General features: G+C 67.4%; 20 protein-coding genes. 15 read left to right on the forward strand and 5 right to left on the reverse strand.

The genetic code is table 11. From position 1 onward, the window contains the following. Positions 1–94 precede the first annotated feature (94 nt). Positions 95–346, forward strand: coding sequence for a hypothetical protein (locus tag ACODT5_RS00140; protein ID WP_422517067.1), 252 nt, complete (start codon positions 95–97; stop codon positions 344–346). A gap of 1,013 nt (positions 347–1,359) precedes the next feature. On the opposite strand, the gene ACODT5_RS00145 is transcribed toward ACODT5_RS00140, so the two are convergent. Together ACODT5_RS00145 and ACODT5_RS00150 are read right to left on the reverse strand one after the other, a co-directional pair. After that, positions 1,360–1,506, reverse strand: coding sequence for a hypothetical protein (locus tag ACODT5_RS00145; RefSeq protein ID WP_422517068.1), 147 nt, complete (start codon positions 1,504–1,506; stop codon positions 1,360–1,362). A 183-nt stretch (positions 1,507–1,689) separates the two neighbouring features. Next, positions 1,690–2,433, reverse strand: coding sequence for a GntR family transcriptional regulator (locus tag ACODT5_RS00150; RefSeq protein WP_422517069.1), 744 nt, complete (start codon positions 2,431–2,433; stop codon positions 1,690–1,692). 191 nt (positions 2,434–2,624) lie between these two features. Between ACODT5_RS00150 and ACODT5_RS00155 the strand changes: the two genes are divergently transcribed. From ACODT5_RS00155 to ACODT5_RS00210, 12 genes are all read left to right on the forward strand, one after another. Beyond that, entirely contained in the window at positions 2,625–3,263 is a 639-nt protein-coding gene (locus ACODT5_RS00155; RefSeq protein WP_422517070.1) for a WhiB family transcriptional regulator, read from the forward strand. Then, positions 3,260–3,652 (forward strand): hypothetical protein, encoded by a 393-nt coding sequence (locus tag ACODT5_RS00160; RefSeq protein ID WP_422517071.1) that lies wholly within the window; start codon positions 3,260–3,262, stop codon positions 3,650–3,652. Before ACODT5_RS00155 ends, ACODT5_RS00160 begins: the two co-directional genes overlap by 4 nt. Before the next feature lie 174 nt (positions 3,653–3,826). Then, a complete protein-coding gene (locus tag ACODT5_RS00165; protein ID WP_422517072.1) occupies positions 3,827–4,027 on the forward strand; it encodes a hypothetical protein in 201 nt (66 codons plus the stop codon). 246 nt (positions 4,028–4,273) lie between these two features. Next, complete coding sequence (locus ACODT5_RS00170; RefSeq protein WP_422517073.1) at positions 4,274–6,514, forward strand: coiled-coil domain-containing protein; 2,241 nt, start codon at positions 4,274–4,276, stop codon at positions 6,512–6,514. Between the two features lie 109 nt (positions 6,515–6,623). After that, on the forward strand, positions 6,624–7,265 hold the full coding sequence (locus ACODT5_RS00175) for a hypothetical protein (RefSeq protein ID WP_422517074.1): 642 nt from the start codon (positions 6,624–6,626) through the stop codon (positions 7,263–7,265). Continuing rightward, the gene (locus ACODT5_RS00180; protein WP_422517075.1) at positions 7,262–7,966 is read left to right on the forward strand and encodes a hypothetical protein; all 705 of its coding nucleotides are present in this window, start codon (positions 7,262–7,264) and stop codon (positions 7,964–7,966) included. Before ACODT5_RS00175 ends, ACODT5_RS00180 begins: the two co-directional genes overlap by 4 nt. Positions 7,967–7,968: 2 nt before the next feature. Then, positions 7,969–8,487 (forward strand): hypothetical protein, encoded by a 519-nt coding sequence (locus ACODT5_RS00185; RefSeq protein WP_422517076.1) that lies wholly within the window; start codon positions 7,969–7,971, stop codon positions 8,485–8,487. An 84-nt stretch (positions 8,488–8,571) separates the two neighbouring features. After that, positions 8,572–10,887 (forward strand): hypothetical protein, encoded by a 2,316-nt coding sequence (locus ACODT5_RS00190; RefSeq protein WP_422517077.1) that lies wholly within the window; start codon positions 8,572–8,574, stop codon positions 10,885–10,887. A 321-nt stretch (positions 10,888–11,208) separates the two neighbouring features. After that, complete coding sequence (locus tag ACODT5_RS00195) at positions 11,209–11,622, forward strand: SsgA family sporulation/cell division regulator (RefSeq protein ID WP_422517078.1); 414 nt, start codon at positions 11,209–11,211, stop codon at positions 11,620–11,622. A gap of 140 nt (positions 11,623–11,762) precedes the next feature. Further along, the gene (locus tag ACODT5_RS00200) at positions 11,763–12,482 is read left to right on the forward strand and encodes a VWA domain-containing protein (RefSeq protein WP_422517079.1); all 720 of its coding nucleotides are present in this window, start codon (positions 11,763–11,765) and stop codon (positions 12,480–12,482) included. Positions 12,483–12,561: 79 nt separating this feature from the next. Beyond that, positions 12,562–13,068: a hypothetical protein gene (locus tag ACODT5_RS00205; RefSeq protein WP_422517080.1), complete on the forward strand. Its 507-nt coding sequence runs from the start codon at positions 12,562–12,564 to the stop codon at positions 13,066–13,068. Positions 13,069–13,463: 395 nt separating this feature from the next. After that, complete coding sequence (locus tag ACODT5_RS00210; protein ID WP_422517081.1) at positions 13,464–14,447, forward strand: hypothetical protein; 984 nt, start codon at positions 13,464–13,466, stop codon at positions 14,445–14,447. A 962-nt stretch (positions 14,448–15,409) separates the two neighbouring features. On the opposite strand, the gene ACODT5_RS00215 is transcribed toward ACODT5_RS00210, so the two are convergent. The 3 genes from ACODT5_RS00215 to ACODT5_RS00225 form a co-directional block, all read right to left on the reverse strand. After that, positions 15,410–15,622 (reverse strand): hypothetical protein, encoded by a 213-nt coding sequence (locus ACODT5_RS00215; protein WP_422517082.1) that lies wholly within the window; start codon positions 15,620–15,622, stop codon positions 15,410–15,412. A 115-nt stretch (positions 15,623–15,737) separates the two neighbouring features. Next, on the reverse strand, positions 15,738–16,436 hold the full coding sequence (locus tag ACODT5_RS00220) for a hypothetical protein (protein WP_422517083.1): 699 nt from the start codon (positions 16,434–16,436) through the stop codon (positions 15,738–15,740). A gap of 38 nt (positions 16,437–16,474) precedes the next feature. Then, positions 16,475–16,621 (reverse strand): hypothetical protein, encoded by a 147-nt coding sequence (locus ACODT5_RS00225; RefSeq protein WP_422517084.1) that lies wholly within the window; start codon positions 16,619–16,621, stop codon positions 16,475–16,477. 218 nt (positions 16,622–16,839) lie between these two features. Between ACODT5_RS00225 and ACODT5_RS00230 the strand changes: the two genes are divergently transcribed. Beyond that, positions 16,840–17,649 (forward strand): DnaB-like helicase C-terminal domain-containing protein, encoded by an 810-nt coding sequence (locus ACODT5_RS00230; protein WP_422517085.1) that lies wholly within the window; start codon positions 16,840–16,842, stop codon positions 17,647–17,649. A gap of 149 nt (positions 17,650–17,798) precedes the next feature. Next, on the forward strand, positions 17,799–18,011 hold the full coding sequence (locus ACODT5_RS00235) for a hypothetical protein (protein ID WP_422517086.1): 213 nt from the start codon (positions 17,799–17,801) through the stop codon (positions 18,009–18,011). The last annotated feature ends 652 nt before the right edge of the window (positions 18,012–18,663 follow it).

The following is an 18,663-nucleotide window of genomic DNA, read 5'->3' on the forward strand; positions in this document are numbered from 1 at the left end:
GAAGGACAGTGATCCACCCGGACCCTTCGAGCGCGTCAACGACCTTCCCCGCGGCCGACGCAGACAGTGCGCTGCCGGCACGAGGACCGGAGTGGTGGTGCAGGTGGTCGGCGAGCTCGCCCTCGGTGAGCGGGATGCGCTGGGCCTGGGCGAAGGAGAGCACGGCGAATGCGCGGAGCTCCCGCGGACTGAGATCTTCACAGGCGGCGACGGGCAGCCAGATGAAACGCTCGTCACGCCGCATGGGTCGAACGCGACGCCGGGCGGTGGTACCGGAACCACCTGGCAGAGAGCGACGCTGGTTCAGTGGCAGCTCGATCACGCCATCCGGCCCGGGCCTGCGTAGCTGGGCGATGCCACGCTCGACGGACGAGCGCGAAAGCCCGAGGTAGGAAGCAAGGACTGTGGTCCCGGCAGTGCAGCCCTCGGGGCGCTGGCCCAGGGCTTTGATCTTCATGTAGACGGCCAGAGCGACGTCGGCGTAGTGAGAGCACTCAACCAGGCGCATCGGCACCTTGACGCGCTGGCGCCGTATCGGTCGATCCGAGCCGGGCACGCGGGAATGGGCCGGCGTCGGCCGTGGCAGGACCGGACCGGGCGACTCGGCGGTGGTGAGGATTACAGATCTGGACACACTTCTCCCGCACGTCGTCGGCGGGGTGACGACCCGTCGACGGGTGCTCGAGGTGCCGTTCCTCCGGTGGACGGAGAAGACGGCCTTGCAGACAGGACCAGACGCTCGGCTGCGATCAGAGGGGGTCAGCCCTGCGGCGTCATCAGTGCACCCGGAGGTGCCGGACGCGCGCCTCCTGAAGCACGGCATGCGGTGCAGACGAGCGCGGACAGCCCGTGGCCAAGGCGAACCAGGACGAAGGGGACCTGGACCCAAACCTTGACCGCGGGAGCGGGATCAGCGCGCGGTGCCACCTGGGCACGGTGCGGACGCCGATGACCTGCTGGGCAGGTGGCCCCTCCCCGTGCGACGAGCAGAAGCGAACGAGACTCCCGATTCGGGCACACCGGGGCGAAATGCCGTCACGTCGTGTGACTGGGAGGTGGCGATTGATCGACGAATGGCCGAGAACGCCGGCCCTGGAGGGCTGCTGAGCTGACAAAAGGCATCGCGGTACTGCAAGATGTACTCCGGTTCCTCCCTGGTGCTATCCAGGGATGAATGAGGCCCCTCGGGGCCGTTGCTGCTGGGAGGCAGTGATCATCCAGACCTCGCGGTCTGGTTCTTCGCTCGACGGGGCTGGTAACTCCGAATGAGCGGTGAGGGCCTGCATGGGAGCTGCTAACTCCGATGCGGCACAGAAGGGCGAGGAGCGCTCCCTGCTGGGGGGCGCCCGCCCGGCATCTCTACGACATCCCGCCCTCCTCGATCAGGGCGGTGAGCGATGAGCGGTGTCCGCACAGCAAAAAGCCCCGGTCCGTCGGCGCCTTGGGCGCGGCGAGGAAGCCGGGCTGACTGTGCAATTGCGTGTGGGTGCGGGTACGCTCCACCACGAGACACCGCCTTATTCGGTTTCTCGAACTCGATACACGCCCTCGGACTTGCTCAAGGTCCGGGGGCATCGTGTTGTCAGGGCTAGCAGTAGATCAATCGAGGGTCACCCTATCCCCAACGGCAACGGAAGTGCACAGCCTGTCGATGGACGGGTACAAGCCGTACATCGCGCTGATCAGGGATCATTCCACCCCAGATTCGCCATAGTTAGGCACTTTCCCAGACTGATCGGTCAAAGTGACTCTATCTGCGCGGATGATCGTGAACTCGCAACTCCGTGCCTTCGACCCGCTGTAGCTCACGCGCTGGACTGAAAGTGCGACACCCGTGCGGGACTTGAGCAACGCAGTCTCCTGGCCGGTCGCCAGCCGAGCTGAGATGACGTGCCGGTGTCCGGATTCCTCCAGGCCGGCCGCATCGAGGATTGCGGCTTCATCCACGAGGTCTGGCTCCAGGAGCCGGGCTGCGGTGTCGACGGTACCCCGCGGAACGAACAGCTCGCGCACCGCCCAAGGAACGCCGCTTCGCCCGAGGACACTCTGGCGCAGGACGACGCTCATCTCCTTCGGCCCTCCCAGTGCCGCCGCGACTACGTCGGGCGCCCTTTGTACGGTGGTGGTGACCAGCTCGACCGTATCGCCGGCCTGCGCTTGGTTCGGGCGGACGCGGCCGTCCGCGTCGATGTGCGCGGCGAAGGCGTTAGCCGGCGAAAGAATGACGTAGCCGACCTTGGGGACGGGCCTGATCAGGCCCTCCTGTTCAAGGATCTGCATGGCCCCGATCAGCGTCTTGCGTGCGCATCCGAGATGCTCGGCGAGCTGGCGCCCCGACATGATGGTGCCGGGCGCGCGGCCGGGTACGCCGTTGAGGATCTCAGCGCGCAGCTGGTCGGCGAGACTGAGCCTGCTGGTCGGGGTCGTGGCCATGTGGCACATACTGCCGCACGCGCAAGTGCGGGGGCATGCAGGGCTGTCGTCGTGGCAGTGCCACTTGACGGGATCGGGAAAGCACTGCACCATCTGGACTACCTGGAGTACTCCAGATAGTCCAGATTGGATGCGCCGGGCGATGCAACATGCCCGCCACCCGATCCCGCCTACGAAGGACAGACGACGCAATGACCAGTCCGACATACGAGTTACTGCACGAGACCGACGACGAGACCGACGGCGAGATCGCGACCGCGCTGGCCGGCATGTACTCGGTGGCCGCCCTCGCCGATGGGGGCTACCTCTCCGGCCCCGACGGTCGACTCATCGCAGGCCAGATGCGTGAGCCCAGGCTGAGCGAGGCGCTCCTGCTCGGACGTTGCAGTGGCACGAAAGACGTCGACGCCTTCCAGCAGGCCGACGACGAGCCGACCGACGAGTGGCAGAGGCGCCGCGAGAGCACCATCGCCCGATACTGCGCGCCGTGCCCCGTCGTCGCTGCCTGCCTCGAACTCGCCCTGCGCTATCCCGAACACCCTCGCGACCTGATGGTGCGCGGCGGAGCCACCGAGGAAGACCAGCTGGCTCTGGGCAAAGCCCATCGCGAGCGGCTGGCCAAGGCCGAGGCTCTCGACGCCCGCCCGGCCGAGCAGCGCTCCAAGCGACTGTGCGCGGCCCGCGAGGTGACGAAGCTCGCCCAGTCCTACATGCGGCTGTCGCTCAAGCCGGAGGTTCGCAATGCGACGGACACCGCCCTCCGGGCAGCCGCCAGTGACTACCAGACCCTCACGCGCGAACGCCGGCTGGTGACGGGGTGGACGGCATGACCGAGCACGGCACACCGCCCCCCGCCCCCTCCTCCGACATCGACCAGCTCCGCGCCCTCAACCACACCCTGATGCAAGCGCTGCAGGCGAAGGCCGAAACGCCGGTCACTTTGCTGAGACTGCCGCAGGACGGCACTGAGCCCCGCCTGGACGCTCTCGTGGGTGTCCTCCTGATCCTGTGGGGGCGGGCCCGCAGGGAAGCCGACGCCTACCGCCAATGGCTCGAACAGCCCGCTCCCGTACGGACGGAGACCGCCGTCGGCAGCGCCGCCGATTCCGCCAGCGTGCACTTTCACGACCGGCCCCAGCTCCCGCGGCGGGAGCTGGCCCGCACGACGGAGAACAACGTGGACGAGAACAGCCGGCCCCGCCCGCGCGGCGACCTCTGACGAGGTGCATCGGCCACGGAGGGGCAGCCTGCCAGGTCCGTCATGGGCGCCTCATCGCGCCGCAGTGACTTCCACGGTGTCCCTGCAGAGCAATCTCGGCTACGAGCAGCAGTCGATGCGCGACTGCGCCTTCTTTGCCGTTTCCCCCGTTCTGTCACTTCTGCGAGTAACGCGATGACACTCACGAAGAACGAGAACAACCTCCAAAGCAAACGCGGCGTCCACAGCGGGCACCTCCGCCGCCCGGCCACCTGCCAGTTGACCATCGACGCTGGCCTGCTCGCCCACTACGGATTCGACGACCAGGCCGACGCCCACAAACACGGGATGTGCGCCCGTCTCTTCGCGCTCGGACGCCGGACGAACACTTCATGAGCTCCGTGACGAACCCGCCCTTGGACGGCCCGACCGCAAACGAGGCCTTCCTGGACCAAGCGCTCTTCGGCCCCTACGACGCCGACGCGGCGCAGGACCCGGAACAGCCAGCAGCACAGGCACGGAAGGTCGGCCCCAGCCCGGGGAAGGAGGCCACCGTCGCAGTGTCAGCCATCCCCTCACGCCATCCCAGACACCGCGCCAGACCTATCAGGACAGCGCACGCCCCGAAGAAGGAGCACGACGGTGAGCAGCAAGGCTCGTCGCCGGCGGCGCCAGCCCCCGAAGACCTCGCCGGCCCCGACCATTTGGCGGTCCGCGGACATCTCCAGCCAGGGGCTCGCCACCCCGGAAGCAGTCGACGTCCTGGTGCTCTCCGCGCACGCCCGTGACCGGGCAGCCGACATCGTCGACTTGGCGAAGGAAGAGCGCGAGGGAATCAGGACCGAAGCGATGACGCAGGCCGAAGCCTGTCTCTCTGCCGCCCGCGTCCAGGCCACCCGCGTGTGCGAGGAGGCGGAACACAGGGCACGGGAGATCCAGCAGCGGACACGCGAAGCGAGCTCGATCACCGCGGCCAGCGCAGCTGACCAAGCCGCAGCGACAAAGGAAGCCGCCCTTCGCGAATCGACCCAGATCATCAGCGCCGCGGAGGCGAAAGCCCAGCGTGTCCTCGACGACGCGGCAACCCGGGCGCGCACCACCGATGAGACGGCACAGCAGCGTGCCGACAGAGTCCTCGACGAGGCCAAGATTCAAGCTGACCAGCTCGGCAGCGCAGCCCGGCTCGAAGCAGCCCAGGCCACCAGCCGGCTCCGCAGCGCTGAGGCTGAAGCCACGCGCATCCGCCAGGAAGCGGCGGACACCGACACGGAACTGCGCCGTCAGGCGATGCTGGACATCGCAGCACAGCGGGAGCGCGCCACCCGCGACGCCGAGGACCTGCGCAGGACCGCGGCAACGATGGTCACGTCCGCTGAGCAGCGAGCCGCAGACCTGATCGAGCAGGCCACCCACCGCCACGTCGAGGCAACGAAGAAGAGCGACGAGGCCGACCGACTGCTCACCGAGGCCACGCAAGCCCGGGCGCGAGCACGATCGCGTCCAGCGCGCAGGCAGGAACGGAAAGAGGTGCGACAGCAGGGTCGCCACCGGCGTGCGATGCAACGCATCGAACACAGGAGGTCCAAGGGGCGCCCCACGCTCGCCCACCGACTCGCGCAGACGCACCGATGGTCACGTGAGCTCGTGCGCAACCAGGCCCGCCGCGTCCTGGTCTCGGGCCCCATCCTCGCCCCGATGGCCGTGGCCTGGTGGTCCCAGACCGACTACGCCAAGGACGCCTTTGGGTGGTGGACCGTCTTCGCCCTCGGCTTCGCCGCCGCGTGGGAGCTCACCACTGCCTTCACCGGATGGATGTACCACCAGGCAAGGCAGCAGGGAGATGCCGGAACCGTCTACCGGATCATGACCTGGGTGTTCGCGGCCGGCGCGGCCGCCATGAACTACGCCCACCACTGCGGCCCCGGCGGGCGGCCAACCCAGGCCTCCGTCGCCTTCGCGACGATGAGCATCGTCGGCATGGTGCTGTGGGAGCTGTACGCCTCTCTGGTCCACCGCGAGTACCTGCGCGAGCAAGGGCTGGTCTCCCGAGCACGACCGAAGATCGGACTGATCCGCTGGCTCCGCTTCCCAGTGCGGTCCTGGACGGCCTGGTCCCTGACGATCGAGAACGCGTCGCTCTCCACCCTGGAACGCGCCTGGAACGCGGCCCGAGCCGAGCTGGCCGACCGGAACGCGCTCCGTTCCGGGACGACCCTGCACCGCATCGTGATCCCCCGCGTTCCGACTGCCAGCCTCTTCGCCGGCGGCGGCGCCGGCCCTGGGGCGATCCCCCTGTTCCACCGGATCGAGTACGCACCGGACGGAACAAGGCGCGCCATCTGGGAACAGCCGAACGGAACAGAGCGGGCACCAGCCCCAGACGCCGGAGCACGCACCGGAGCAGCAGGCCGGAGCGAAGCCGCCGTTCCACTCGACTTCCCCACGACGGACCAGGCAACTCCCCGCGTTCCACTCCATCGCGCCCTATCGGCCCGTACTTCGGCCGGTGCGAGCAGCCCGGCAACAGAACTCGCACCCTATGCAGCAACACCCGACGGCCGCACGGCGGAGCGAAGCGGAACGGATCGGGCAGGGGAACGCGATGCCCCGGTCGGAGCGGAACGGGCACACCGGAACGACCAGTACGAAGACGAGCGCCCCAGCGGTGCGAAAAGCGAGGCAGCGCAGATGGTGCTCGAGGCCAAGGAGCGCGCGGCGGTGGAACGCCTCGTCGCCAAGCGGCAGCTGCTGAGCAAGCGCAGCATCTCCGACGAGGTCCGCACGGACGGGGACACGATCGCCGACAGCCGTGCACTGGAGCTCGCCAACTACCTCAACGCCGAGGCGCTGCACCAGCTTGGACAGCACCTCGCTCGCATCTGAACATCCGCTCCAGCCCATCGACGGCCCCAGAGCGTCACACAGGGAGCGCCGGCCCACTCTTCCCGGGCCTGGACGGGACTCCCCTCCAGAGATCAGGAGCCAGCTCACCATGACCCACCGCCCCGACCGAGGACGACCGCTTCTTCGCCTACGGCTGATCGGCCTGCAGTGGCTGTTCGCCAGTGACGACCACAGGCTCGCCCAGACACATTACGAAGGCAAGGAGTCCGCCACCGACCGCGCAAGCCGCCTGGAAGCACAGACGGAAGACCAGGCCAAGCGTGCGCGCCGGCAGAAGGAAATACGGCACGCCGCACAGAGAGGTCAGCAGTGGGAGGAAACGATCTACGTGTCCTGCAGCCCCACGAGCCAGGGAGAAGCCCACCGCTCCGGAGCAGACGGCTCGGACTTGTGCCACGTATCCACCCAGCCGACCACAGCCATCGTCCCGACCAGCACCGGAGCCGATCCGCACGCGTTGCACGGCCACCTGCCCATGCTGCCCCCGGGCTTCAACCCGGCTGCTGAAGACGCGAGCCCGGGCCAGCGGCATGCCGACGGCCGACAGGGAGGAGCGTTCACACCCTTCGCCGTACCGAGCGGACGAACCGAGCCTGTCGTGAGCGGTACGGATACCCCGCACCGCCGCAGGGCCGGGTTGTACGTGGTCACCAGCACCTCGACCCCATCCACGCACCATCGGCCCAGCACGACCTCCACGCCCACGGCCGAAACGGGTGGCCACGGATGACCTCTCCATACATCAACGTCTCGAAGAACCAGGGAGAACCAGCCCCCCTCGGCACGCCGGCCGGCTGCTGCATGGGCTGCCTACTCAGCAACACCTGCCCTCTGGCCCACCCCAGCCTGACGCGTTGCGCAGTCACTGGCACCGTCCCACCTCCCGAGCTGCCAGACCATCTTCCTACTCCTGCTGACACTGGCCTCGACCTCACCGAAGTCCTCAGCCGCGGTGTCGAGAAGTTCGCCGGAGCCGCGTTCGGGCTGGGCTGGACCGACCTGCTCGCCGCCATTATCGAACGCACGCACAACACCGATGCCGACGGCAATGACGTCGACTGGAGCCGACTACAGATTGCCCGAAACCTCTTGTGCCTCGCGGTCGCCAACCTTGTGCCCATCCACGGAGCCCCCGCTTCACACTGGGTGGCCGCTGCCGCAACGGTCCGGGGGCCGGCGGCACCCCTGGTCACGGCAGGTGTCGTCCTGGGGGCCATTGGCGCAATCGGCATCGGAACCGCCGTCCGCGGTCCGGTTGGGACGGTGTGCCGTGCCGCCATCACCACCGTCAAGACCGCAGGACGGCTCGCCTGGCTCTTCGCACGCTCCCGCCTCGGCTGGATCATCACCCGCCCTGTGATCTGGGCCCTGATCTCAGGCGCAGCCATCCTCACCTGGCGCGCCTTCGTACACCTTCTTACCGGAGCCTGAGCATGTACCTCTCCATCGACCTCTTCAACAATTCGACCGCCAACGCCGGCTTCGGCGCACTGCTGTTCGGCGCCATGGCCACCACGGCCGTCGTCGCAGGCTTCAAGTACAAGGTCCTCAAGAAGTGGAAGACGTTCCTCCTCGTCTTCATCTTCGTCCTTCTGGTCACGGTGAACTCCGGAGGCGTCCTCGGTGAGGCCGCCGGCGCCGCGCGCCAGGTCATGAACGTGGCAGGTGCGACAGCGGCGGAGGGGGTAGCCGGAGCCACCGTCAACGTGAATCCGCCCCGCTCGGCAGTAACCCCCGTGTCCGCGGGCGGCGCCGGGATCGGATTGTGCGGACTGGTCTGGTACGGCATCCGCCTGTACGCCGCGAAAGGGAAGCCCCGGGACTGGAAGGAGATGGCCTTAGCAACCGTCGCGGCCGTCTGCTACGGCACCACACTCGGCTTCATGGGCGTAATCGTCAGCGCCACCACACTCACCGGCAACAACGTCGGCCTCTGGATCTTCGGCGGTTGACGCCGACGGTGATCCGCGCACCTGCCCCGCACGTGAGCGGCGGACCGCTTCCGCCCCGCACCACTGCTCGAGGAGCCCACACGCATGCACCGCCGCCCCCAGGACGCCGCGCCGGACAGCGCAGAGCTCGCCCCTTACGGCGAACTCGTGTTCGCCGAGCTCGTCGACGATGAGGACTCCGGCCCCCAGCAAGAAGAGCAGGCACCCACGGCTCGTCCCGGCATCCGCCAGCGACTCCGGATCGCAGTCCGGCTCGTGGCCCACTGCACCCACACGGCGGCGGCCGCCATCGCCCGACACACTCTCCCCGGCCTGCGACACGGCCTCTCCGCAGCCCGCTACTGGCTACGCGCCGGCTACATGTCCGACGATGAGATCCGCCGCAGGATCATCAACAAGCCCTTGGAAGCGGACCAAGCCCGCCGGGACGAAGCACGAAGCGCCATCCGCCGTGGTGAGAGGAAGCTCAACCGCCTACTCGAAGACGCGGCCGCCTATGGCATCGAAGCGTCCGAAAAGCAGAAGATCCGCAGCCTCAGCCAGGAAATCCGGCGCCACCGCAACGGGCTCACCGCACTCGAAGCGGTCCCCTTCACAGCCGACCAGCCGTCGCAAGAACAGATCCGCAGGGCCCGCTCCCTGATGGCACTCGGCCGCTTCACCGCCCTCGTTCCCGCCCTCGGCGCCGCGGGCACCGCGGCCGCGAGCGTCCCCGCGAGCCTGCTCGCTGCTGTCCCGATGCTCGCCATAGGCGGAGGGTGGCTGACCCACCATCCCCTTGAACTCGTCGAACGTCCCATCCCCGAGGACCTGCTGCTGCCCGAACTGGACCCTCCGGCGCCGGAGGACGCAACGACGGCCGGCGCCCCCGGCGGCGACGGCCCGGAGGAAGACCGCACCCCCTTCCCGATCGCCCAGGCATCCACCGCCGAAGAAGCCGGCGAAGCCCTGCTCCGCGCCCTCCTGCACGAAGGCCAGGACGTCGACCAGGTCACCGACGTCACCGGGGAACCCTGGGGATGGTCTGCTCGCGTCACGTTCAACACCGGCACCCCCGACGACCTCAACAAGGACGACACCTACAAGGGCCTGATCACCCTGCTCAAGCTGCGCCGCAACGGCCTGCTCATCGAAGGTGATCCTGACGCAGGAGACGCCTGCACCATCCGCATGATGCAGCGCTCTGCCTTCAGCCCGGAGCTCGTCGGCGACGTTCCGTACCGCGCCCCACTGTCCATGTCGATCACCGAGCCAGCTGACTACGGCGTCTCCATGGACACCCGGGAGCTCGCCTTCGCCCTCGCAGGGCTGATGCTTCTGATGGTCGCCGACTCCGGCGCCGGCAAGAGCGGCGTCATGCTGGCGCTGGCCGAAGTGGTCACCGCCTGCCGCGACGCCGTCGCCTTCAACCTCGACCCGGTCGGAACCGGCGTCGGGGACCTCGGCGAGGCAATCACCCTCGACGCCTGCATGGATGACGACAAGATCGTCGCCACCCTGCAGTTCCTCCTCACACTGTGCTCTGCCCGAGCCCGGCTACGTGCCCGCTACAGCTGGGGCAACAAGTGGCGCGTCTCGCCCGAACACCCCGCCATCGTCGTTTTCGTCGACGAGTGGGCCCAGCTCTCGCCCCAGGCGAAGACCCTGCTCATCCGGCTGCTTCTAGTCGGCCGCAAAGAAGGAATCTGGGTGATCGGCGGAAGCCAATTCGGCACCAAAGACTGGCTAGGCGAGGCGGTCGGCCCGAAACTGTCCGGGAAACTGCTCGGTTCCTGCCGCCGCGTCGACGTCACCGAACTCCTGGGCGCCGGCGCACTCGCCGAGGGCTACCGCGCTGACCTCCTGAGGGCGGCCACTCACACCGAGGTCAACGATGCCGGCCAGATCTACGCGCAAGGCCTGCCCGGCATGCCTGACCGCCCGATGCGGTACAAGGTCCGCGAAGTCACCGCGGAGTACGCGGCCAAGGTCGGCGCCGAGCGCGCGGCCGCGGGCCTGCCCGACCTCACGTTCACCCTTTCCGAGGCCAGTCTCGACGCCCAATGGCGGACACTCCTGGACCTCCTGGCCGCTGACACACCCGCTGCACACCACGACAGGCCCGAGGAACTGCCGACGATCCTCCAGGTCCTGCGCGGAGCCTTCATGCTCGAGAAGAACCCGGCCTATCTCACCTACGACCAGCTCCACGCGCACCTGCGGGCCCTCGACGCCGAGCGCTGGGGCCGCTGGGACGAGAAGAGCGACATCCACCGTCTCCGGGAGCTCGGCAAAGCCGTACGGCGCGAACTGGACGCCGCGCAGGTCGAGCTGACCTCCGAGCGAATCAGGGAACTCGACGGCGCGCCTCGCGGCTTCTACCTGGCCGCGCTGGAGGAGGCCATCGAGTCCCTGCGGTGAATGGACGGTTGATCGGCGTCCATCGGATCCTGATTGGCCATGATCAGCGGCCCCGGCCGATCAGGCTCAAAGCGCGACGTGATCAAGAACCGATGGTGACCTGCGAGAACCGATCTTGCCGTTCAAGATCCACCACCCGGCCTTCGCACCCAAACAGCGCCTCGCCGGCGAAGTTCCCAAGAGACGGGAGAGGAGGCACTTCTATATTGCTTAAATGGAAATAGCGCGGTAGTCTTTTGGTACTGCAGGGCGTTGCTACCAACCGCCGCCCCACCCCGCCGTCATCGGCGGGCTCTCAACGCCGAAGAACAGGAATCATCCATGGGCTTTCCCGGTCTGGAAAAGAAGATCCATATGACGCTCGTGGGCAGGCACGGCACACGAGTCCCCGTGCCCGTGAGGCTCTACTACTTGAGCGCCGACCCTTACGCCGTTCAGTTCTCCTTCGACGTCTTGCCCGACGAGGTAGTCCTATGGACGTTCGCCCGCGAGCTGCTGGCGCAAGGTATGACGGCACCCGCCGGCATCGGGGACGTGAAGATCACCCCGATCGGGGCCACCCAAGACCCCAGCTTCAGCATCGAGCTGGAGTCCCCCGACGGCTTCGCACGCCTCGAAGGCCTCGTGGCGCCCGTCACGTCGTGGCTCGATGAGACCTACGAGGCGGTGCCCGAAAACGGCGAGTCCGACGCGCTCGACATCGACAGGATCCTCGACGAGCTCCTAGCCCACTGACCGCACGGGAACACGGGCCGATGCCACGGGGTGACGTCCCCTCCCACTCGCCCGAGAAACATCACGCCGCGATGTCACACGGACGCTGCGAAGCACACCTCTAGTAGTGACCAACCGCCGTTCCCACCCAGGAGTCCGTCATGCCCGCCACCCACTCCCTTGAGAAGACGTCGGCCATCAGCCTCGACAAGGTAGCCGGAACCGCGCCCGACCTCATCGCCATGTACAAGGACGCCGAGAAGAGCCTCCGAGCCCGAGAACTCATCGGCAGCCGCAGGGCGGTCTACTTCCTGTTCAGCCGCTCCGCCCCCATGAGGCACCATTTCGAGAGCGGGGCAGTCCAACGACTCGGCGACCAGGTCCTCAGCCTCTCCGCACACCTCGACGCTGACGGCAAGGTTCCGGTCGGCTTCTTCTCCGACGAGATGTACACGTTCGCGCGACGCGGTGCCTTCCAGAGCCGGCAGGCCTTTGTAGACGCTCTCGGCGCGCACCAGGGCCGCGTTGGCGAGTTGCACGAACTCCTGGGCGGCACGGGTACACCGCGATACCGCCCGGCGATGGAAGCAGTCCGCACCCACTACCGCGCATCCACGGCCTACCAGGCGTCCATCCCAGCCTTCGTCGTGTTCCAGACCGATGTAGAGCCGCAGGACGAACCGGCCACCCGCGACTTCCTCCAGGCCACTGCCCACGAAAACGTGCGCTGGCAGTTCGTCCCGTTCGGTGCGGAGCGTCGGTTCGACCTTCTCAGGCGACTCCCCGGAAACATCGGCGTCAGCGCCGCCGGCGCCCACCCGCTAGCTCTGTCCAATATCGAGCTCTACAACCGCCTGGTCGCTGGGCTTCCCGGCACCTGAGACAAGCAGGGCGGCCGCACATCGCCACGCGGCCGCCCACCGGCCTGACCACATCAGCCACAGACCTCAAGGACTCACCATGCACCGCACCGCTTTGCGCTCCATCACCACGGCAGGAGCAATTTCCGCGGCCCTGATCCTCACCGGATGCGGGGACGCCGACCTGGACCACGGAAAGGTCGTGGAGAAGCGCGTCCGGCCCGCTGCGGGCCCGATCTACGAGAACGTCGAACGGCCGGCCGCTTGCCGCTCCGCGCGCTCGCAGACCTCTCGCACCACCCTCTCCCGCCCGAATCCTCCGAAGCCTCGGCCGCGTACCGACACCTCGAAGCCGAAGCCGAAGCCCCAATCGAACCCGTCCCGCGGCGACGCCTCCAAGCAGACGCCGCCCCACTCCGCCCCGGGCCCGAGCACACCAGGGAAGAACGACTCCTCCGCTCCCTGCGGGATGACCGCGGTCCCCGTCTTCAAGGGATACCGGACCCCCGCGAAGTGGGAGCTGAAGCTGCAGGACGGCAACGAGACCGGCTGGGAGACCGTCACCCCCGACGAATACGACAGCGTCGAAGTCGGCGACCACTTCTGAACCTGAACCGGCGAAGGGCCCAGCACTCGCCGGGCCCTTCGCCGATCCACGACCCCCGCTAGACACCAGAGGCAAATGACCAGCCCACGGACACCGAACCGATCCCAGCCCTGCCGATTCCCTCGTGCACCTGGCGCGCGGACAGCGCCGCCACACAGGACTGGCTCGTCGATCTGGTCCTCGGCCGCAGGAACATCTGCCAACCCGCCACACACCGCTGGCGACGTCGCCCACAGCACCTGCGGCCTCGCCCCGCGCCCGCACGTGGACCACCGAAGCCTCGAACTCGAGCTCGCCTACGACGACCAGGGCCGGCTCGACGGCATCACCACAACCACCTGCATCGCGATCACGCCCGCGCACCGCTCCCTCCCGACCGAACAGGAACGACACCCGTGGCCATCTCGACGACGCACCTGCCTGAACACGCCATCGCCGCCTACGCCCAGGAACGCGCATCCGTCCAGCGCGTGATCCTCGAAGCCCGCTGGGCCAACCTGCAGCGCGACGACACCTTCGAACACCCCGACACTTACCGCACTGACCAACTTCACCGGATCAGACGAGCCCACCTCATCCACCTCGGCGCCCTCTACGATGTCCTTGCCCTGCGGGGAGCCCACGATCCCGAGGTCCACAACGCCGCACGCGGACTGGGGACCGAACTCCTCGCCCACGACGGCTTCCACCTGCCAACCACCCGTCGCTCTGGAATCGACCATCTGCGCACCACCTACGCCGACCTGCACCACCACGCCGGCCCCCGGCCCGGAGCCGCCCTCATGTCTTCTGCCGTGGACCAGGAGGCCGAGCCCGCCGCCCTGCCCTCGCGCTACCCGACCGAGTCCCGGCTCGTCCGCGACATGCTCCGGTCGTATGCCGTGGCCAAGGCATGCCAGAACGGCGGCCTGGCCACGGATGCGTACGCCCAGATGCGCCGACACCACGTCACACGCGGGCTCCTGCTCTGGAAGGCGGCGGCACTCGCACCCGCCGACCACGCCGCTGAGCAGGCAGCAGCTCAGGCCGGCCACCACGTACGAAAACTCGACGGGCACCCGCGCACGACCGAAGAGAACGCCCGCCAGTACCTGCTGGACACGTATCTCGAAGCACTGGGCGACGAGGACGACCAACCGCACGAACCGAACTGTCCCGGCGGCTGCGGCGGAGACGGCATCGTCATGGCCACCCTCACCTGGGACGATCAGGGCGACGACATCTTCGTGCCCGTCTGGGCCGAACCGGTCGACTGCACGGCCGGTGTCCCGCAGGAGCACGACCGGAACTGCCCCGACTGCCACGGCCACGGCTACACCTACAGCAGCGGCGAACGTCACCTCTGCTGCTGCCTGCATCCGGTCGACCTGATTGCATAACCCGGAGCACCACCCTCGGAGCCGCCACGCCGTGTGCCAGGGAGGAACCGCCGCCCCCCAACCGCCGAGCTGGCAACCGGCCGCCGGAGGTGATTCCGCCCTCCTCCAGGAGGGGCGAATTCACCCTTCATGATCGGAACTAGGCACGGAGGAGAAAACACCTCAGCAGGAGGCCCGTCCTGGTCGGCGAAGGAGGTGGAATCTCCCCGGTGGCCGCACGGCGGCGGTGGGGTGATCTAGGTCTACCTCGTGCGTCCAGCGATCCAGGGAGGCGAATTCACCCCTAACGGGTGCAACACCGCGCACGTCAGGTGAGCCGGGCCTAGGTCGCCCGAGACATGCGGCCGGCGTCAGGTAGGGACGGCGGCTGATCGTCCGTCTGCGCCGGGTCGTACGAGGTCGCGCCTCTGGTCGCGCTCCTGGTCGCGCTCCTGGTCGCGCCTCTGGTCGCGCTCCTGGTCGCGCCTCTGGTCGCACCGGGACCAACCTCTGAATGGGTCAAAAGACCAGGTCAGGCCATGCTTTTGAAGGGCCGCGGAACGCCGACTACTTCCCTACAGGGCTAGTTAGGCAGGAACGGAAGGCGAGATGGGGTGAGAGAGGCCGGCGAATTGGAGAGGAGGAGTAGGAGGGCAAGAAGAGCGGAGCAGAGCAGGGGAGAGCAGATTGACGAAGGGGACACGGTGAGTTGAAAACGGAGAGATGGCCAGGCGAGGTGGTTGGGCGTGGTGCCGTGGGAGGTGAGGTGGTTCGGGGGTGGGTGCTGTGGGGGTGAGGTGGCTGGGTGGGTGCTGGGTTCGGTAGGGGCTTTGGGTGATGCGGCGATAGCGGAAGGGGTGTCGACGGGTGTGGTGGGTGCGTTGCCGGGGCGGGTGGGGGCGGGCTGAGCCCGCGTGGATAAATCGGACATGCGAGAGGCCGCTCAGAGTGAGCGGCCGGTCGGGTGGGGCGGGGAGGAGAGATCACCCCTCGTCGCGACGGTTGCCATGACGGGGCATGGACAGAACGAACGTGAAGAGAGCGGCCAGGGCGCCGACGATCACCATGGCGGTTGCGGCCGTCGAACGAACGCCTGTCGCGACGGCGAGCCACACAGTGCCGAGCGCGATGACCGCGCACGGCGCGCCCCAGAACAAAGACCATCGGCGCCATGGGCCGGCGCTGAGCGTCTGCATAATTGAACCTCCGGTATCAATGGCGGGCGGTGAATTCGGCGCCCCTAGGAGATTGTCCTCCTGCTCCGCCCCAGGGGGAGAGTCCTCGCTCCAAATGGGGCGCAGCTGACTGGCATCAGGCGATGCGCTCGATGTGCGTGAAGATGACAGTGTCGGCGGAGTCGGCCACGAAGTCGCGCTCACCCTGGTGGTTGGTGAACTGGTAGGCCCCTGGTGGCACGTCCACAACGGTGTGCAGCCGGTCGAGTGCGGCGCGGTCGCCGCCTCGGGCCTTCCAGTGTTCGAAGTCTGCGATGGAGTAGGCCCACACCGCGCCGCTGATGTCCGCCAGACAGTCGTCCTCAGGGAGCACCGGGTCGCTGTACTGGTCGAGTTCCGGGTTGGCGATGACGTAGCTGTCGGGGCCGGTCCGGTACAGACCGGCACCGTGGAGAACGAAGCCGTAGGCGCAGCCGATAGCGGCCATGGCCTCCGACGCCTGGGCCATACCGAGACTCGAATTGATGCTGGGGACAGCGCGGCTGTCCCAGTCGTAGATGGGCCGCAGGTCGGCCGCGACGATGATCTTCCCGGACGTCACGTTCAGGGTGATCTTGGTGATGATGCCATTCGGGTAGGGGCAAGGGTCAAGCACCTGGACGGCCTTGTCGACGACCTGCTGTTTGGGGTACATGCCGCAGACAGTGCAGTTGAGCGTGGTCATGGTGTGTACGAATGGCGTGTCGACGTACCACATCACCTCCACCTCGTTGACCCCAGGAAATTCATGTCCGTTGGCCTGAAGGGGCAGCTTCTCGGTGGTGTTCGTGATCATGTGGTGTGAGCTCCTGATTCTGTCCCGTGTCGGCCGGATCAGCGGCCGGGCCGGTCGCGCCGAACGGTCGATCTGCGCCCCGTCAGGTTGATGCGGACTCGGGAGGCGGGAAAGGGGGAGTCGCAGACCATGCAGTTCTTGTCCTGCGGACCATTGCTGGTGTCGCACTGGCTGCACTTCCTCATGTTCCCAGCTCCTTAACGTGACCTCTTCGGGCAAGGTCGGCCTCGCTGGCCGCAACTCACACAGTACAGCAATAAAAGCAATTACACAATGTCGATTGGGCTGTCGTATGTACCCGCTAAGGGACTAGTGTTACGAGCGCCGCCCCTCTTCTTGCTACAGGTCGATGTGCCGTAGCGGCGTGCGCCGAGCGTCTGCGCCTTGTCTTCTGGAGTCCTCCATGCCCGATCGTTCCGTACCGTCTGACGCCGTGCGCCGCCGGTCTGTATCGGCGTTGGGCGACGTGCTCCAGGAAGTGCTGGCGCCCCAGGGAATGGACGGTCCGTCGCGTGAGGCGGCGCGGTTCGGCCTGAACGCCCTGGACGAGCTCGTGGGCGGGCTGATGCCAGGGAAGCTGACCCTCGTTGCAGGCGCCCCCGGTTCGGGGCCGTCCCTGCTTGTCGCTGCGGTAGCCAGGGAAACGGCGCTGCGCCGGCATCGGCCGGTGCTCTACGCGGCTTCGGGGCTAACTCGGGCGGATGTAGCGATGCGGGTGATCGCGGCGGAGGCCCTAGTGAACTACCGGGCTCTGCGAACAGGCGAGCTAACCGACGAAGATCAGCAGCGAGCGGCTGCCGTGGGTGAACAGCTTTCGGGCCTGGCGGGTTCGGTGTGGCACATCGACGACGGGGCAGGGTCGACGGCATCAACTATCGCTGAGGTTTCAAGAGACATCGAAGGATTGGCGCTGGTCGTCGTTGACCGACTACAACGGGCCCACGACCCGGCCGTGCCACTGTCCGGCCGCGCGCTGCCCGCGGCGGTACAGGCGCTGACCCACATCGCGCGAGTGTTGCATGTGCCTGTCGTGGCTGCGGTGGACACCGACGATCCAGCGCTGGTGACAGCGCTGGATGCCGATGTAACCCTGACTGTGCGGCGACGGGATGCGCGAGCAGAAATCGAGTACGCCGAAAGGGATTCTGGTTCCCTGTCCACTGCCGTGCTGTGTGCTGACCTAGCTTGTGCCCGCTTCACAGACACTGGATGACGCAGCGAACGCGGTGAACAGGTCTCCGCAGGGCGGGGACAGAGCCGGCCAAGCAGCGCCGCCCCTCGCGACAATCTCTAGCACCCACCACCCGGAGTGGCAGCCCTCCGAGTATTGCGTAATTGGAAGTAATCCCGTAGTCTTTAAGCATGAACTCCACCGCATCCACTCGCCGCCTCGCCGCACTGCTCAACAACCACGGCCCCCACATGGCCGGAGCTGTGGGACTCGCCGGGCTCGCCCTGATCGTGCTCCCCGTTGACGGCTTTGCTGAATTCGTCATCGCGCTCATCGCGGGAATCATCGGTGGCGAGCTCGGATCGCGAGTAGCCGCACATCTGATGAGCACCAGCAACCGCTAACGCGTGCGCGCTCCGTCGACGCCCTGCCACAGGTCGCAGACGGAGCGCGCATTTGTGACCGCAACATTCGCCTCCTTCAGCTCTCCTGACCAGTCGCCAGAGGGTGCTCATCAAAGGGCAATTGATCGCGGAAGTGCGACTCCGGCGTCGACGGCTGGAAAGCCTGGACCGAATAACCAGGACCCTACGTCTAATTTCTTCCAAAGGTACATGCTGCATCATCCTGATGCATGCGCTATACTGGAACCCGGCACGAACGAGTGACCCCGACACCCTGGGGACAGGATTCAACGGTTGCGCTCACTCCAGGACCCGGGGATGAAGTGACTAGCGCCCCTCTTGCTGCCAGCCGGGACCGCGTAGCGGGCCCTAAAGCCTGGAGGCGAAGCCGGAAGGGTCCGGGGTGGGAGCGAAGCGGACACCCCAACAGGCCGAAGGCTCGGACCCCGTGAAACGGGGTCACCTACCGCGCGAAGCGCGCCCGGGCCCGCCCCCGTCGAGAGTGGAGCGCAGCGGAACTCGAGCAGTCCGAAGCGAAGCGGAGGACCCCGGCCCGAAGGGCCGGCCATGGCTCGGAGCGAAGCGCAGAGCCGGGCCCGAAGGGCCCCGGCCGAGCGCAGCGAGGCCGTTCGGTCCTGAGCGCGTAGCGCTC

The organism is Streptomyces tatrensis (assembly GCF_049310065.1).
Taxonomy (GTDB): domain Bacteria; phylum Actinomycetota; class Actinomycetes; order Streptomycetales; family Streptomycetaceae; genus Streptomyces.

What these genes read in the sequence shown, in the direction of transcription:
- ACODT5_RS00150 (WP_422517069.1), bottom strand. Translation starts at nt 2,433, where the DNA reads ATGGCCACGACCCCGACCAGCAGGCTCAGTCTCGCCGACCAGCTGCGC.
- ACODT5_RS00155 (WP_422517070.1), top strand. Translation starts at nt 2,625, where the DNA reads ATGACCAGTCCGACATACGAGTTACTGCACGAGACCGACGACGAGACC.
- ACODT5_RS00160 (WP_422517071.1), top strand. Translation starts at nt 3,260, where the DNA reads ATGACCGAGCACGGCACACCGCCCCCCGCCCCCTCCTCCGACATCGAC.
- ACODT5_RS00165 (WP_422517072.1), top strand. Translation starts at nt 3,827, where the DNA reads ATGACACTCACGAAGAACGAGAACAACCTCCAAAGCAAACGCGGCGTC.
- ACODT5_RS00175 (WP_422517074.1), top strand. Translation starts at nt 6,624, where the DNA reads ATGACCCACCGCCCCGACCGAGGACGACCGCTTCTTCGCCTACGGCTG.
- ACODT5_RS00180 (WP_422517075.1), top strand. Translation starts at nt 7,262, where the DNA reads ATGACCTCTCCATACATCAACGTCTCGAAGAACCAGGGAGAACCAGCC.
- ACODT5_RS00185 (WP_422517076.1), top strand. Translation starts at nt 7,969, where the DNA reads ATGTACCTCTCCATCGACCTCTTCAACAATTCGACCGCCAACGCCGGC.
- ACODT5_RS00190 (WP_422517077.1), top strand. Translation starts at nt 8,572, where the DNA reads ATGCACCGCCGCCCCCAGGACGCCGCGCCGGACAGCGCAGAGCTCGCC.
- ACODT5_RS00195 (WP_422517078.1), top strand. Translation starts at nt 11,209, where the DNA reads ATGGGCTTTCCCGGTCTGGAAAAGAAGATCCATATGACGCTCGTGGGC.
- ACODT5_RS00200 (WP_422517079.1), top strand. Translation starts at nt 11,763, where the DNA reads ATGCCCGCCACCCACTCCCTTGAGAAGACGTCGGCCATCAGCCTCGAC.
- ACODT5_RS00205 (WP_422517080.1), top strand. Translation starts at nt 12,562, where the DNA reads ATGCACCGCACCGCTTTGCGCTCCATCACCACGGCAGGAGCAATTTCC.
- ACODT5_RS00215 (WP_422517082.1), bottom strand. Translation starts at nt 15,622, where the DNA reads ATGCAGACGCTCAGCGCCGGCCCATGGCGCCGATGGTCTTTGTTCTGG.
- ACODT5_RS00220 (WP_422517083.1), bottom strand. Translation starts at nt 16,436, where the DNA reads ATGATCACGAACACCACCGAGAAGCTGCCCCTTCAGGCCAACGGACAT.
- ACODT5_RS00225 (WP_422517084.1), bottom strand. Translation starts at nt 16,621, where the DNA reads ATGAGGAAGTGCAGCCAGTGCGACACCAGCAATGGTCCGCAGGACAAG.
- ACODT5_RS00230 (WP_422517085.1), top strand. Translation starts at nt 16,840, where the DNA reads ATGCCCGATCGTTCCGTACCGTCTGACGCCGTGCGCCGCCGGTCTGTA.
- ACODT5_RS00235 (WP_422517086.1), top strand. Translation starts at nt 17,799, where the DNA reads ATGAACTCCACCGCATCCACTCGCCGCCTCGCCGCACTGCTCAACAAC.